The 15,630-nt window shown below is 66.9% G+C and carries 12 protein-coding genes; 5 read left to right on the forward strand and 7 right to left on the reverse strand.

Annotation, left to right across the window (positions count from 1 at the left end):
* Positions 1 to 65: 65 nt before the first annotated feature.
* On the forward strand, positions 66 to 1,274 hold the full coding sequence (locus tag JN302_RS30415; RefSeq protein ID WP_202329080.1) for an ISAzo13 family transposase: 1,209 nt from the start codon (positions 66 to 68) through the stop codon (positions 1,272 to 1,274).
* A gap of 239 nt (positions 1,275 to 1,513) precedes the next feature.
* On the opposite strand, the gene guaA is transcribed toward JN302_RS30415, so the two are convergent.
* The 4 genes from guaA to JN302_RS30435 all read right to left on the reverse strand — a co-directional run bounded on the left by guaA (position 1,514) and on the right by JN302_RS30435 (position 5,689).
* Complete coding sequence (guaA, locus tag JN302_RS30420) at positions 1,514 to 3,070, reverse strand: glutamine-hydrolyzing GMP synthase (RefSeq protein WP_202330172.1); 1,557 nt, start codon at positions 3,068 to 3,070, stop codon at positions 1,514 to 1,516.
* A 132-nt stretch (positions 3,071 to 3,202) separates the two neighbouring features.
* Positions 3,203 to 3,838, reverse strand: coding sequence for a 5'-methylthioadenosine/S-adenosylhomocysteine nucleosidase (locus JN302_RS30425; protein ID WP_202330173.1), 636 nt, complete (start codon positions 3,836 to 3,838; stop codon positions 3,203 to 3,205).
* Positions 3,839 to 3,841: 3 nt separating this feature from the next.
* Positions 3,842 to 4,297 (reverse strand): PaaI family thioesterase, encoded by a 456-nt coding sequence (locus JN302_RS30430; RefSeq protein WP_202308055.1) that lies wholly within the window; start codon positions 4,295 to 4,297, stop codon positions 3,842 to 3,844.
* Positions 4,298 to 4,399: 102 nt separating this feature from the next.
* On the reverse strand, positions 4,400 to 5,689 hold the full coding sequence (locus JN302_RS30435; RefSeq protein WP_202330174.1) for an RsmB/NOP family class I SAM-dependent RNA methyltransferase: 1,290 nt from the start codon (positions 5,687 to 5,689) through the stop codon (positions 4,400 to 4,402).
* A 348-nt stretch (positions 5,690 to 6,037) separates the two neighbouring features.
* Between JN302_RS30435 and JN302_RS30440 the strand changes: the two genes are divergently transcribed.
* Positions 6,038 to 7,123 (forward strand): hypothetical protein, encoded by a 1,086-nt coding sequence (locus JN302_RS30440; RefSeq protein ID WP_202330175.1) that lies wholly within the window; start codon positions 6,038 to 6,040, stop codon positions 7,121 to 7,123.
* A gap of 103 nt (positions 7,124 to 7,226) precedes the next feature.
* Here the strand turns inward: JN302_RS30440 and guaB are convergent, their stop codons facing one another.
* Positions 7,227 to 8,726 (reverse strand): IMP dehydrogenase, encoded by a 1,500-nt coding sequence (guaB, locus tag JN302_RS30445; RefSeq protein ID WP_202330176.1) that lies wholly within the window; start codon positions 8,724 to 8,726, stop codon positions 7,227 to 7,229.
* A gap of 204 nt (positions 8,727 to 8,930) precedes the next feature.
* On the opposite strand from guaB, the gene JN302_RS30450 reads away from it, so the two are divergent.
* From JN302_RS30450 to JN302_RS30460, 3 genes are all read left to right on the forward strand, one after another.
* The gene (locus tag JN302_RS30450) at positions 8,931 to 10,031 is read left to right on the forward strand and encodes a YjgN family protein (RefSeq protein WP_202330177.1); all 1,101 of its coding nucleotides are present in this window, start codon (positions 8,931 to 8,933) and stop codon (positions 10,029 to 10,031) included.
* Entirely contained in the window at positions 10,021 to 11,115 is a 1,095-nt protein-coding gene (locus JN302_RS30455) for a M48 family metallopeptidase (RefSeq protein WP_244846027.1), read from the forward strand. Before JN302_RS30450 ends, JN302_RS30455 begins: the two co-directional genes overlap by 11 nt.
* Positions 11,116 to 11,719: 604 nt before the next feature.
* Complete coding sequence (locus JN302_RS30460) at positions 11,720 to 13,111, forward strand: MFS transporter (protein WP_202330178.1); 1,392 nt, start codon at positions 11,720 to 11,722, stop codon at positions 13,109 to 13,111.
* Positions 13,112 to 13,242: 131 nt separating this feature from the next.
* Here the strand turns inward: JN302_RS30460 and JN302_RS30465 are convergent, their stop codons facing one another.
* Both JN302_RS30465 and JN302_RS30470 read right to left on the reverse strand, forming a co-directional pair.
* Positions 13,243 to 13,953: an RlmE family RNA methyltransferase gene (locus JN302_RS30465; RefSeq protein ID WP_202308061.1), complete on the reverse strand. Its 711-nt coding sequence runs from the start codon at positions 13,951 to 13,953 to the stop codon at positions 13,243 to 13,245.
* Positions 13,950 to 15,344 (reverse strand): Ppx/GppA phosphatase family protein, encoded by a 1,395-nt coding sequence (locus tag JN302_RS30470; protein WP_202330179.1) that lies wholly within the window; start codon positions 15,342 to 15,344, stop codon positions 13,950 to 13,952. Before JN302_RS30470 ends, JN302_RS30465 begins: the two co-directional genes overlap by 4 nt.
* Positions 15,345 to 15,630 lie beyond the last annotated feature (286 nt).

Raw genomic sequence — 15,630 nt, forward strand, 5'->3', positions numbered from 1 at the left:
CTGCGGCGGTGTGACTCACCCGGCAGGGATTCCCTGCCGGAGCGAGGCGCGCTAGCGGTAGCGACATGATCGACCGGCGCGGGATCCAGCAGCGGTGGGAGGCGGACGGCTCGAAGCGCGACGAGCGCGGCCGGCGCGTGTTCGCCGCGAGCGAGGCGCGCGCGGCGGGCCGGGGTGGGCTGGCGGCGGTCTCGGAGATCACAGGGCTGGCCCGCTCGACGATCGGGCGCGGGCTGAAAGACCTCGACGCGGCGCCGCCGCGCGGTCGGGTGCGCCGGGAAGGCGGCGGCCCGCGGCCGTTGACGGCGCGCGATCCGACGCTGCTTGCCGACCTTGAGCGCCTCGTTGAGCCGGCGACCTTGGGTGATCCGGAGCGGCCTCTGTTGTGGGTGTCGAAGAGCCTGGACAAGCTGGCGCGCGCGCTTGGCGACATGGGCCATGCGATCAGCCCCAACAGCGTGCGCAAGCTGCTTGTCAAGCTCGGCTTCTCGCGCCAGCTTAACCGCAAGACGGATGAAGGCGCGCACCATCCCGACCGCGATGCCCAGTTCGCGCACATCAACGCCAAGGTGGTCGCCGCGCAGGCGGCCGGTGAGCCCGTCATCTCCGTCGATACAAAGAAGAAAGAGCTCGTCGGCGCCTTCAAGAATGGCGGCAGCGACTATCGCCCGAAGGGCGACCCGCAGCGCGTCAAGGTGCACGACTTCGTCGACAAGACGCTTGGCAAGGTCGTCCCCTACGGCGTCTACGACGTGGCCGCCAACGAGGGCTGGGTCAGCGTCGGCATCACCGCCGACACCGCCGAGTTCGCGGTCCACTCGATCCGCACGTGGCTCGAGCGCATGGGCCGCCAGCGCTATCCCTCGGCCGGCGCGCTGACGATCACCGCCGACTGCGGCGGCTCCAACGGGGCGCGCGTGCGGCTGTGGAAGGTGGAACTGCAGAAGCTCGCCGACGAGACCGGGCTTGTCGTCCACGTCCATCACTATCCGCCGGGCACGTCGAAGTGGAACAAGATCGAGCACCGACTGTTCTGCCACATCACGCAGAATTGGCGCGGCCGTCCGTTGACGGATCGCCTCGCCGTGGTCGAGTTGATCGGCGCGACCACGACCAAGACCGGGCTCAAGGTCGAGTGCGCGCTCGACGCCACCACCTATGAGAAGGGCGTGAAGGTCTCGGCTGCCGAGATGGCGACCCTCGATATCACCGGCGACCAGTTCCATCCAGAATGGAATTACACAATCAAACCGCGGCGGTCGGCCATAGCGTAGCGGTTATCGTTGCAGCTGTCCTAAGCAAACCCGCCCTTGTGCACGCCGTTCTACGCTGTAGCCCTCGCCCCCCTTGGAAGGGACTTTACTTCACTTCATAAGGGAGGCGGGCACAGATCGGGCTTGCCAGATCGGAGATGGAGAACGCCAGTTCAGCGGAAGTCAGATATGGACACGAAAGCAATTTATGGGACGGCGAAAATCGCCGCCGCAACTACGCTATTACCGCCGTTTGCCCCCTACTCCCACTCGATCGTGCCGGGCGGCTTCGAGGTCACGTCGTAGACGACGCGATTGATGCCGCGCACCTCGTTGATGATGCGGGTGGCGGCGGCGCCGAGGAAGTTCATGTCGTAGTGGTAGAAATCGGCCGTCATGCCGTCGACCGAGGTCACGGCGCGCAGCGCGCAGACGAATTCATAGGTGCGCCCGTCCCCCATCACGCCCACCGTCTGCACCGGCAGGAGCACGGCAAAGGCCTGCCAGATCGCATCGTAGAGCCCCGCCTTGCGGATCTCGTCGAGATAGATCGCATCGGCCTCGCGCAGGATTTCCAGCTTCTCGCGCGTCACGCCGCCCGGGCAGCGGATGGCGAGGCCGGGTCCCGGGAACGGGTGGCGGCCGATGAAATGCCCGGGCAGGCCGAGTTCGCGGCCGAGCACGCGCACCTCGTCCTTGAAGAGCTCGCGCAGCGGCTCAACGAGCTTCATGTTCATGCGCTCGGGCAGGCCGCCGACATTGTGGTGCGACTTGATGGTCACCGACGGGCCGCCGGTGAAGGAGACGCTCTCGATGACATCGGGATAGAGCGTGCCCTGCGCCAGGAAATCAGCGCCGCCGAGCTTCCCGGCCTCCTCCTCGAACACCTCGATGAACAGCCGGCCGATGGTCTTGCGTTTCTTCTCCGGGTCGCTCTCGCCCTCCAGCGCGCCGATGAAGCGGTCGGATGCATCGACCAGGATCAGCGGCAGGTTGTAGTGCTCGCGGAACATCGCGACCACGTCGGCCGCCTCGTTCTTCCGCATCAGGCCGTGATCGACCAGGATGCAGGTGAGCTGGTCGCCGACCGCCTCGTGGATAAGCAAGGCCGCCACGGAGGAATCGACGCCGCCCGACAGCGCGCAGATGACCTTGCCCGAGCCGACCTGCCGGCGGATCGCCTCGACCGCCTGCTCGCGATAGGCCGCCATCGACCAGTCGCCCTCGATGCCGGCGATGCGGTGGACGAAGTTCGCGAGCAGCTTCGCGCCGTCTGGTGTGTGCACCACCTCGGGATGGAACTGCACCGCATAGAATTTGCGGCCCTCGTCCGCGATCGCCGCGAAAGGTGCATTGGCCGAGGTCCCGACAATGCGGAAGCCGGGCGGCAGCGCGGTCACGCGGTCGCCATGGCTCATCCAGACCTGGTGCCGCGTGCCCTTGGCCCAGACGCCCTCGAACAGCGCGCATTCATCCTCGATCTCCAGGAAGGCGCGGCCGAATTCGCGGTGATGTCCGCTTTCCACCTTGCCGCCGAGCTGGGCGCACATGGTCTGCTCGCCATAGCAGATGCCGAGCACCGGAACGCCAGCCTGGAAAATGGCGTCGGGCGCTCGCGGACTGCCGATATCGATGGTCGAGGCCGGGCTGCCGGAGAGGATCACCGCTTTGGGGGCGATGCGGCGGAAGGCTTCGTCGGCCGACTGGAAGGGGACGATTTCGGAATAGACGCCGGCTTCGCGCACCCGCCTGGCGATCAGCTGGGTGACCTGGCTGCCGAAGTCGATGATGAGGACGGTATCGGGATGGTTCTTCATGTCGGGCGTTTAAAGAAGAAAGCGATTCCGCGCAATGGGTCTCGCGACGCAGTGCGAAGCGAGATGAAACAAGAGAGTGGTGGAGAAAACGGGGCCTGCGGAAAGCGCGCCCCTTTCGCTGTCCGTCCAGCCTCAGATCGATACCGCACCCTCGCCGATCGCCGCCGCGAGCCGGTCCACCGCATCGGCCAACTTCTCGTCGATCACATGCAGATATTCGGTCCAGTCTCCGACATGGCTGAGCTCGGCCGCGCCATCGGAAATGCCGCGCAGGCCGACCAACGGCAGGCCGAAGCGCTGGCAGGCACGCAACACGGCGAAGGTCTCCATGTCGACCATGTCGGCATCGATCAAGTCATAGGCGCCGCCCGATATGACCATGCCGCCGGTCGAGAGCCTCGCCTCGGCGATATCAGGGATGCGGAGCGGCAGGGGCACGGTCACCGGCAGGTCGAGAAACGGCGTCGCCCCCTTTTCGAAGCCAAGCGCGGAAGCATCGATGTCGCGATAGGAGACTGAGACCGCCTGGTAGATGCCCGTCTGCTCGAGCGAGCGGCTGCCGGCCGAGCCCAGCGACACCACGAGATCCGGCAGGGTGCCCGCTGCCCCGAGCCGCGCAAGCTCCGAACCCATCGCCACCCCGGCCTCGACGGGCCCGACACCCGTCATATAGGGCGCGAAGCGGCGCTTCAGATGCGGACCATATTCGGCGTCCGCCGCCATCACGAACAGGACCTTCCTGCCGGCTATGTCCGTTGCCTGCGCCACGGCCTAACCCGCCAGCCCGTCGCGGCCGGTGATCGTCATCATCGTGCCGGTCATGGTAGCGATCAGTTTCGCCTCGCCGTCTGCGGCGAAGGCATAGGCCTGGCCATCGGCCACGATGATGGTGCGGCCGGGCTTGGTGACGGAGCCGCGGAACAGGAAGCGCTCGCCCCTGCCCGGCGCCAGAAGATTGACCTTGAACTCGATGGTGAGCACGGCGGCGTTAGCCGGCATCATCGAAAAGGCGGCATAGCCGCAGGCCGAATCCAGCGCGGTGGAGATCACGCCGGCATGCAGGAAGCCGTGCTGCTGGGTGAGCGCTGCCGAATAGGGCATCTCGATCTCGACCGTACCCGGGGTCACCACGGTCAGTTCGGCGCCGATCGTCTCCATCGCCTTCTGGCGCGCGAAGCTCGACCGCACGCGCTCTTCGAAATCGGGATCGGGTGTCTGCTCCGCCATAGCTCGTCCTCGGTGTATTCGGCCCGCTTATCGCAAGGCCCGCAGGCCATGGCAACCGTCGATTGCTGCGTCGCAATATCCCGGGACCGGCCGGCCTTCGGGTCACTCCTTGCGCAGGAGCGTACCCAGGAAGAAGCCGTCGGTGCCGCTCCTGGCCGGGCTCAGCGTTATGCCGGTGCCCGTCTCGATGCGCGCGGCGTCGGCCCTCGCCGGGAAACAGCGTTGCCAGAGCGCATCGTGATCAGCCGGCACAAAACCACCGTTGCGCGCGAGGAAAGCCCCGATCTGGGCATGGTTCTCGTCCGCGAAGACGGAGCAGGTGACGTAGACGAGCCGCCCGCCCGGCCGCACATAGGCCGAGGCCACATCGAGGATAGCGGCCTGCTCGGCGATCCGCGCCTCCAACTGGCGCTCGGTGAGCCGCCATTTCGCATCGGGCCGGCGTCGCCAGGTGCCGGAACCGGTGCAGGGCGCATCGACGAGCACGATATCCATCCGGCCGGTGAGATCGGCGAGTTCCGACGCCTTGGCGACGACCTGAACGTTGCGGTTTTCCGAGCGCCGCATGCGGTCGAAGATCGGCGCCAGCCGCGCCTTCTCGGAATCATGGGCGAAGATCTGGCCGCGATTCTGCATGGCGGCCGAGAGCGCAAGCGTCTTCCCGCCGGCGCCGGCGCAGTAATCGAGAACCTGCATGCCGGCCTGGGCATCGGTCAATTCGGCGACGACCTGCGAGCCCTCGTCCTGCACCTCGAACCAGCCCTTCTGGAAGGCCGGCTCGGCCTGGACGTTGGGATGCCGTCCGGCGACGTCGATCGGCGGGATGCGGATGCCGCTGTGGGCGAGCGCCGTCTCCGCGGCGCCGGTTCCCTCCAGTTCCGCCAGCACCTTCGCCCGATCGGCCTTCAGCATGTTGACACGCAGGTCGAGCGGCGGCCGGCCGGCGAGTGCGGCCCCTTCCGCGACCCAGTCGGCACCGAAATTCTGCTCGAGCATCGGCACGCACCAGTCCGGACAATCGGCACGCACCGCGTCGGGCGCCGTGGCTTCGGCTTGCGCCCCGATCGTAGCCAGTTCACCCGCGTCGAGCGGCGGCGGCGCGAATCTGTCGCCCTCGAGCGCCTGGTTCAGCGATTGCGGTGTCTGCCGCCATTCGAGAAGCAGCGCACCGAAGCCCAGGGCACGTGGTGTGTCGGCGCCGAGCAGCCAGGCGGCGGAGCGCTTCCTGCGCAGCGCATCGTAGACGATGTTGCCGATCGCGGCGCGATCGCCGGCACCCGCGAAACGGTGCGACAGGCCCCAGTCCTTCAGCGCTTCGGCCGCCGGCCGATGCCGCCGGTCGATGTCGTCGAGAACCTCGATGGCCGCAGCCAATCTTCCGCCAAGTCGCATGTCCGGTTTCCCCGTCTTCGGCATACCCGAGATGGGGCCTAGCTAGCGGCGAAGCCGCGAGCGCACAAGCACGGTCGCGCAAAAATATTCTACGATCCGGGTGGCCTGCAAAGGGGCGGCGTTCAGATCGCCTTCCCCGACACCGAACCTCCGGCGGCGGCGGCAAGCCGTCGCGAGACATCCGCCGCCGTCATGCTTAACGCGCCGTTAAGGCGTCCTGCCGGATAGTGCGCGAGGGGCTCCCCGGAACGCCGCTTGTCGGCGCGACGGTTCCCACACGACGAGACGGACTGGCCGCACCGGCGTGATCGACAAGCCGGCCGTTCGGCGACGGGAAAGGACTTTGCCATGCTTCCAGCCACGGTCGATCGCTTGCAGCCGGCGCTCGCCATCATGCAGTCGGTCACGTCGCTGCAGGCACGTCTCCTGCACGAGGATGCGCCGAATGCGGCGGGCGGCCCGGCCGCAACGCCGGCCAGGGACATGAAGGCGGTCAACGATTACTATTTCGGTGGTCATCTCACCGTGACCGAGGCCATGACGAAGCTCTTCGAGCATGTCGTCGGCTATCTCAACGACAAGCTGGCGCTCGGCCGCGACGGCAGGGCGGCGGATGCCGCGGCCGGCGACGCATGGCGCGACAAGGCGCTGCGCGACGATATCGAGATCAACGGCGAGGACGATTTCTCGCTGCCCAAGCCTGGAGAGAGCGGCTTCTCCTTCCAGCGGGTCGCCCGCATGGTCCAGTCGGCCTTCAATGTCGACTTCCTCTCCCAGGACCGGGAACTGAAAAAGCTTCTGGAGGATACGATCGGCTTCCGGCTCGACGGCATGAGTGTCGCCGATCTCCTGGAAGCCATGGTCGATCCCGGCAGCGAGGCCGCGGAGAAAGTCAAGGACGTGCTGAACGAAGGCCTGGCGGGCCAAACCGGCAGCAAGGCGAGCCAGCGGATGGAACGCGCGGCGTCGGGCGCGCAATCGGTGGAACAGGCCGTCGCCGCGGCCCTGCGGCCGTCGATCGGCGAGGTCGACCGGGAAACCCTCACCGAAGATCTCGAAGCGATCGGCAATGCCCGGGCACGTGAGAAGCTGCAACAGGCAGCCAGGCTTCCCCACGACCTCGCCGAAGCGCTCGAAGAGGAAAGCCCAACGGATCGCCCGCAAGGGCGCGGCAATGTCAGGATCGCCGCCGCAGTGCTCCAGGTCCTGGGCAGCTTCGGCGAGACCGAGGGATTCGAACGGGCGGAAGGCGGCGAAGGCCGCGAGCCCGCCACAGCCGTTCTCGGCGCCGCACAGGCAGCGGAAGGGCCCGACCCGGCGCAAGGCGACGAACGCCCTGCCGTCACCACCCTCGTCAAGGCCTATCTCGAAACCCTGGAGCAGGAGCAGAACGAGCGGGAAGCCCGGGAAGAGCACCTCTCCCTGGTGCTGTAGCGCCGCTTCCGCGTTCCGAAAAATCGATGCCGATTATCGGGCCGATGCCTGGCCTTTCGCCGTGCCACCGGCACGACGAATTCGCGTTCCGCGAACCGGCTGCTCACGCCACGGGATAGTTGGGGCTCTCGCGCGTGATCGTCACGTCATGCGTGTGGCTCTCGCGCAGGCCGGCATTGGAGATGCGCACGAATGTCGCCCTGGCGCGGAAGTCGGGGAGGTCGCGCGCGCCCACATAGCCCATCGCCGCCCGCAATCCGCCGGCAAGCTGGTGCAGCACGCCGGCCACCGGGCCCTTGTAGGGCACCTGGCCCTCGATGCCTTCCGGCACCAGCTTCAGCGTGTCGCGCACCTCGGCCTGGAAGTAGCGGTCGGCCGAACCCCTGGCCATCGCACCGACCGATCCCATGCCGCGATAGGCCTTGAAGGAGCGGCCCTGGTGCAGATAGACCTCGCCCGGGCTCTCGTCGGTGCCGGCCAGCAGCGAGCCGATCATGGCAGCACCCGCGCCGGCCGCCAGCGCTTTGGCGAGATCGCCCGAATATTTGATGCCGCCGTCGGCGATGACGGAGACGCCAGCCTTGTCGGCCGTCTCGACCGCCGACATGATGGCCGAAAGCTGCGGCACGCCGACGCCCGCCACGATGCGGGTGGTGCAGATCGAGCCCGGACCGATGCCGACCTTCACCGCATCGGCGCCCGCGTCGATCAGCGCCTGCGTCGCTTCCGCGGTCGCCACATTGCCGGCCATGATGCGCACGGAGTTCGACAGTTTCTTGGCGCGCGCCACCGCGTCGAGCACACGCTGCGAATGGCCGTGAGCGGTATCGATGACAAGAAGGTCGACGCCTGCCTCGATCAGCCGCTCGGCGCGCTCGAAACCGTCCTCGCCGACGCTGGTCGCGGCAGCGACGCGCAACCGTCCCTGGGAATCCTTGGCCGCATTCGGGTTGAGCTGCGCCTTTTCGATATCCTTGACCGTGATCAGCCCGACGCAGTTGCCGCCGGCATCGACCACCAGAAGCTTCTCGATGCGGTGCTTGTGAAGCAGCCGCTTCGCCTCGTCCTGGTCGACCGTCTCCTTCACGGTGATCAGATTGTCGCGGGTCATCAGCTCGGCCACCTTCTGGGCGGGGTTCGAGGCGAAACGCACGTCGCGATTGGTGAGGATGCCGACCAGCCGGCCGGTCCGCTGGCCGCCAGTGCCGCCATTCTCGACGACGGGAATGCCGGAGATGCCGTGGCCGCGCATCAGAGCCAGCGCATCCGCCAGCGTCGCGTCCGGGCCGATGGTCACGGGATTGACCACCATGCCCGATTCGAACTTCTTGACCTGTCGCACCTGCTCGGCCTGCTCGGCCGGCGAGAAGTTGCGGTGGATCACGCCAATGCCGCCGGCCTGGGCCATGGCGATGGCGAGCCGCGCCCCGGTCACCGTATCCATGGCCGCCGACAGGATCGGCACGTTGAGCTCGATGTCGCCGGCGATCGTCGTGCGGATGTCGGTCTGGCCGGGCATGACCTCGGAATGACCGGGCTGCAGCAGCACGTCGTCAAAGGTGAGCGCCAGCGCGCCGGTAGCGGTTTCGATGATCTTTGCCATTGCCGATCCCTGAATTGCGTTAAGGAGCGCGTGGCCATCGGCCCGCCCCCGACTCGAAAACTTCCCTTTCAGGATTGGCAGCGGCTGGTAACACGTCTCAGTGTCGATGAAAAGACTATGCTCCTGTCGATGGACGCCGGACCTCCTTGCCCGACGTCACATTCTCGGCAAGGTTGCAGCGGAAGGCATGTCAACGGAAAAACAATGAACGACGTCACCATCGATCCCAGCCCACGGCCGGCGCAGCAGAGAGTAAGGCGCGAGCCGTTCGTCTTCAGCGGCTCGACCCGCGAATATTTCGGTATCTGGATCGTCAACGTGCTGCTGACGATCGTGACCCTCGGCATCTACTCCGCCTGGGCGAAAGTCCGGCGTCAGCGCTATTTCTACGGCAACACCTGCCTCGCCGGCGCGACTTTCGACTATCATGCCCGGCCGCGCCAGATCCTGGTCGGCCGCATCGCGGTCGTGGTCCTCTTCCTGCTCTACAACGGCCTCACGACCGTTGCGCCGCTGGCCAGCCTCGCGGTCGGCGTCGTCTTCCTGTTCGCGGTCCCCTGGTTCATCATGCGCGGGCTGCGTTTCAACGCGCGGGTCACAAGCTATCGCAACGTGCGTTTCGATTTCGTCGGCGGCTATTGGGGCGCATTCCTCGCCTATATCGTCGGCGGGTTCCTGATGTACATATCGCTTGGCATCCTCGCCCCCTTGGCGTCGCAGTGGATGTGGAATTATACGCTGGGCAATGTCCGCTATGGCGGTCGGCCTGTCCGGTGCGAGCCGAGGCTCGGCCGGCTCTACGGCCAGTGGCGTCTCCCGGCCCTCCTATTCGTCGGCGGCCTCTTGGCGCTCATTGTCCCCATCGCCGCTGCCTTCTGGGCATTCATTCGGCTCGAAGACGCGACTGTTGATAAGTGGCTCTGGCTCGGCATTCTAGTGGGAAATTCGCCGACGCTGGTCGTGTTCGGCCTCCTTCTCCTCTTCGCCGTCGCCGGACTGCTCTATCGGGCCGGCATCCGCAATGTCGCCTTCAACGAAACGGTGATCGACGGCAGGCACATGCTGCATTCGTCGATCCGTCGCCGACGCTTCGCCTGGATCTCCGTCACCAACCTGCTCGCCACCGTCTTCAGCCTCGGCCTCGCCAGGCCCTGGGCCGCGATCCGCATGGCCAGGTACCTGTCCCTCGTCACCGCACTCGACGCGACCGGCTCGCTGGAGGATTATGCGGGCTCGATCGAACAATCGGGGAGCGCAGTCGGCGCGGAATATATGGACATAGAGGGCTTCGACCTTGGTTTCTGACGGACGGAGCGGCGGGCCGCTTTCCGGCCTGTGGCGCCCTCCCTTCACCGCGCGGGCGACCAGTGCGGTGCTGTCGGTCGACATGGCGGGCAACGCCAGGACAATCGATCCGACCGCCAAGACCACGCTGGCGCAAGCGCATCTCGGGAAGATCGAGATCTCCGATCGTGTCGGCTCGATCCCGCGCATGCTCACCTTTCCCGACGGAAGCGTCTTCGAGACCGGCGACAACGATGCCGTCGACGCGCTGATCAGCGCGCGCTCCGGCCGCTTGTCCGGCTTCGTCCACCGGCTCGAGCGCTTCCACCCCCGGCTTCTCGTGCTCGTCGCCCTCGTCATCGGTCTCGCCTTCGCCACCTACCGCTATGCAGTGCCGGTGCTGGTCGAGGTCGCGGTGGCCGTCACCCCGCCGGTCGTGCCGGCCCTGATGAGCCACAGCGTACTTGCCTCGCTCGACCAGACGGTGTTGCAGCCGTCGGCGCTCGGGGCCGACCGGCGCAAGGCGATCTCGAACGGCTTTGCCGAACTCGCCGCAGCAGCGCGGCGCGGGACGGCGGCGGTCGCGGAGAACAAGGCGGCCGCCTACACGCTCCACTTCCGCGACGGCGGCATGATCGGGCCGAACGCGTTTGCTCTCCCCGACGGTTCGATCATCCTCACCGACCAGCTCGTCGAGCTCGCCGGCAACGATGACGAGGCGGTGCTCGGTGTTCTCGCGCATGAGATCGGCCATGTCGACCATGCCCACAGCCTGCGCCAGCTCTATCGCGCCGCCGGCGTCACCGCGCTCATCATGCTGATCGGCGGCGACATCGGCTCCGGCACCGAGGATCTCCTCGTCCAGGGCTCGGCGCTGCTGTCGCTCTCTTATTCGCGCGACGCCGAACGCGAGGCGGATCGTTTCAGCGTCGAGCTCATGCACAAGGCAGGCCGCGATCCCTTGGCGATCGGCCGGTTCTTCGAGCTCCTTCGCGACAGGCTCGGCGACAAGGAGGGCAGCGACTTCTTCTCCACGCACCCCGCGACGCCCGAGCGCATAGAGGAGACAAAGCGCTACGCCGAGGAAGTGGCCCGGCAGCCCTGAGGCCGGCCATCGTCACCCTCGGGGACGGAGCTGACCGTCAAGGCCCGTGGGAGCGCCGCTCGATGACATCGCGCCGGCGGCGCAGGCGCTCTCACATCAACGGCGGAGACAGGCGGAGGCGTCTCCTTCTTCGTTATCCAATCACCGCCGCCGCTGTTGGGTGGAGGCGTCTCCTTCTTCGTCATCCACAGGCGCGAGCACGGAGCGAAGCAAGGTGCGAGTTGACCCGTGGATCCATGCCGTGACGGCGATGCAGGCGGCCGGCGGCTCAGGACGAGCCACCTCTGCCCACACGTCGCAAAGGCCGGGTGAACCATCCTGCACCGAAGCAGACGCTCGCGATCTCACGGCATGGATTCACGGATCTCCTCCGGCTCGCTGCGCTCGCCTCCGGGCCCGAGGATGACGAAGGGTGGGACGCCGTCGCCAATCCCAAGCGCTGAATAGAATGGCGCTACATCCGGCGCCGCCTAGGAACCGCGCTCGGCGGCACCAACGACCGCACCACGACCTTGCGGCAATTTCACAGGACATGAATTGTTATTCATGTTAACCGATCGCCCAGAGCCGGCTCGTCCCGGCGCAGGAAAGCCGAAGCCGTCCCATGAATCGCACACTTCCGCTCATCCTCGCGGTCGCGCTCTTCATGGAGCAGATGGATTCGACCGTCATCTCGACCTCACTGCCGGCGATCGCCGCCGACATCGGCGCCAGTCCGGTCGCCCTGAAGCTGGCGCTGACCGCCTATCTCGTGTCGCTGGCGATCTTCATCCCGATCAGTTCCTGGATGGCCGACAAGTTCGGCGCGAAGCGCGTCTTCCGCACCGCGATCGCCGTCTTCGTCGTCGGCTCGGTGCTGTGCGCGGTTTCCGGCTCGCTCGTCGCCTTCGTCTTGTCGCGCTTCCTGCAAGGCATGGGCGGCGCCATGATGACGCCTGTCGCCCGGCTCGTGCTGGTCCGCTCGACGCCCAAGCGCGAACTCGTGTCGGCCATGGCCTGGCTGACGATCCCGGCACTGGTCGGTCCGCTGGTCGGGCCCCCGGTCGGCGGTTTCATCACCACCTTCTTCACCTGGCACTGGATCTTCCTCATCAACGTGCCGATCGGGTTGCTGGGCATCCTTCTCGCCGGCCGCGTTCTGCCCGACATCGAGCCGACGGGAGCCGCGCCCATCGACACGGCCGGCTTCCTCCTCTCGGCGATCGCCGCTTCCGGCATCGTCTTCGGCCTTTCCGTCGTCAGCCTGCCGGCCTTGCCACCCTGGGTCGGTCTCGTGACGCTCGCCATCGGCGCCCTCTCCGGCCTGGTCTATCTGCGCCACTCGAGGCGCGCGGCGAACCCGCTGCTCAACCTCAGGCTCTTCGCCAATCCGGTGTTCCGGGCGGCCATATCAGGCGGCTCGCTGTTTCGCATCGGCAGCGGCGCGGTGCCGTTCCTGCTTCCCCTGATGCTGCAGCTCGGCTTCGGCCTGACGCCGTTCCAGTCGGGCATGCTGACCTTCGCTTCGGCGGTGGGCGCGCTCGCCATGAAGTTCCTGGCGCCGGTGACGCTGCGGGCGGGGGGCTTCCGCAACGTGCTGACGCTCGCGGCCGTCTGCGGAGGCATCTTCATCGCCGCCAACGCGTTTTTCACCCCACAGACCCCGCCTGGCGTCATCATCCTGGTGCTGCTCGGCGCCGGCTTCCTGCGCTCGCTGTTCTTCACCTCGGCCAACGCGCTCGTCTTTGCCGACATCGAAGCCGACGACGTCAGCCAGGCGACGGCGATCTCGGCGGTCTCGCAGCAGATCAGCGTCGCGCTGGGCGTGGCTGTCGCCGGCGGCATATTGGAGGCTTCGACCTACTTCTCGGGCGGGCATCTCGGCCTCGCCTCCTTCTCCGCCGCTTTCCTCATCGTCGCGGCGGTGACGGCCCTGTCGGTCCTGCCCTTCCTCGGCCTCGCGCGCGACGCCGGCAGTTCGGTTTCGGGACATGGCATGCAGAAGCCGGCGGAATAATAGCGAGTAGCGAGTAGCGAGTAGCGAGTAGCGAGTAGCGAGTAGCGAGTAGCGAGTAGCGAGTAGCGAGAGAGTTGACCGGGCTGCGTCCGGCGGCAACCCCTTTTTCCCTCTTCGCTATTGGCTACTCGCTATTCGCTCTTTTCCCTACCCTTGAAGTCCTTGGCCAAGAGGTACAACTCGACCGATTCATCCCGCGAAGCCGGCGGCTTGACGTGATGGACGGAACGGAAGTTGCGCTTGAGCATGTCGAGCAGCCCGCCTTCCGTGCCGCCCTGGAAGGTCTTGGCCAGGAAATGCCCGCCGGGCTTCAGCACGGAGACCGCGAAGTCGGCCGCCACCTCGCACAGATGCATGGTGCGCAGATGGTCGGTGCGGCGATGGCCGGTCGTCGGCGCGGCCATATCGGAGAGCACGATGTCGGGCTCGCCGCCCAACGCCTCGGAAAGCCTCGCCGGCGCCTCGTCGTCGAGAAAATCCATCTGCAGGATGGCCGCACCCGGAACCGGATCCATCTCCAGATAGTCGATGCCGACCACGCTTGGCCGCTCTTCGTCGGATTTGACGCGCGCCGCGGCGACCTGACACCAGCCGCCGGGTGCCGCGCCCAGGTCGATGATGCGCATGCCCGGTTTCAGCAGTCTGTGCTTGTCATCGATCTCGATCAGCTTGTAGGCCGCGCGCGAACGATAGCCCTCGCTCCTGGAGCGCTGGACATAGGGATCGTTGAGATGGCGCTGCAGCCAGCGGCGCGACGATTCCTTCAAGCCGCTCTTCTTCCTGATCTTGGTCTTCAACACGCGGCTTGCGCCTGCGCCCGGCTTCACCGGCTTTTTCGTCATGGCCGCGGCCTATGCTTGCCGTTGCGGCGCCAGACCCCGTCCTCGGCCATCAACTCGCTCAATATGCCCTCGCGCAATCCCCGGTCGGCGACGCGCAGCCGGTTCGAAGGCCACACCGCGCGGATGGCTTCGAGGATCGCGCAGCCCGCCAGCACCAGGTCGGCACGATCGGCGCCGATGCAGGGATTGGCCATACGCTGGCGGAAATCCCAGGACAGCAGCCTCTCGATCATAACGTCGACGCTCTCGCCGTCCATCCACAGCCCGTCGACACGGCGCCGGTCGTAGCGTTCGAGCCCAAGGTGGACGCCGGCCAGCGTGGTGACCGTTCCCGACGTTCCGAGCAGATGGAACTTCCTGCCCGCCATCACATGTTTCAGCCGGTCGCGGCCATCGAAATTCCGGAGCAGCCCGGTGACGTCGTCGATCATGGCCTGGAACGTCTCGCGGCTCACGTCGCGCCCGCCGAAGCGCTCGGCGAGCGAGACGACGCCGACCGGCAGCGAAGTCCAGGAGACGATATGGTTGGCGAGCCGCGCCGAGCGGCGGCCGGAAACATCGATCAGCGCTATCTCGGAGGAGCCGCCGCCGATGTCGAACAGCACCACGCCTTGCGTATCGTCCTCGATGAGGGAGCCGCAGCCGGAGACGGCCAGGCGCGCCTCGGTCTGGCGGTCGATGATCTCCAGCGCGAGACCGGTCTCGGCCCGGACACGCTCGATGAACAAGGCGCCGTTCTCGGCCGAGCGGCAGGCCTCGGTGGCGATCAGCCGGGCTCGTCGGATCGGCCGGTTGCGCAGCTTGTCGCCGCAGACCCGGAGCGCCTCGACCGCACGGTCCATCGCCGCGTCGGCCAGCCGACCGTTCGCCGAAAGCCCTTCGCCAAGCCGCACGATGCGGGAGAAGGCGTCGACCACCCGGAACTGCCCCGGCCGCCCGGGCACCGCCACCAGCAGGCGGCAATTGTTGGTGCCGAGATCGAGCGCGGCGAAGACAGGCACCTCCTGCGACCGCACGGCGGGCCTGAAGGCCGGCGGCGGTGCCTCGAGCCGTATCGGTCGGGACGGCGGCTCCGGTGCACGTCTCGGCGCGACCGGCGGCTCGGCAGCGACCTGACCCGCATCGCGGGCGAAAACCTTTCGCCCGCGCCGGCGTTTGCGGCGCTTCTTCGGTCTGGATTTCTGGTGCGTGGCGTCGCTGTCGGCGCGGCCGGGGCCGGGCCATGTCGCCGCCCGGTCCACAGTCCGACCGACCGACGAGCCTCCGGCATCTACAGCCGAAAGCTCCCGCGACGCCCCGTCACCCGGCGGTTCACTGCCGGCATCGAGGTCTTTCACCGTCGTTCCTTCATGCGCCGCGCGAACCGAAACGGACGCTGCGCGCGCTGTCATCTTCTCCGTTGCGGCAAGGATAACAGCGCCGCGGCTCATCACCAAGTGCCGCGGCGTCGAATTGTTGAGCGCAATTCCGCAACGCGGCGCACCGCAAGATACGCGCAATGCTGCAGCGGGATTCCACCTGGTGGGATTCCGCGCCCGGCCTCTCACCGTAACGTCAACCGCTAACGGGTTTCCTTGCGCGCATATTCGCTTTATCGAACATTAGGCGACGAATGAGGACCGTTTGAGAACAGACCCGTTTTGGGGCACGCCACGGCACTGCGAGCGCGCGACGCCA

The sequence above is a fragment of the Mesorhizobium sp. L-8-3 genome (genome assembly GCF_016756615.1).
In the GTDB taxonomy this organism is placed as follows: domain Bacteria; phylum Pseudomonadota; class Alphaproteobacteria; order Rhizobiales; family Rhizobiaceae.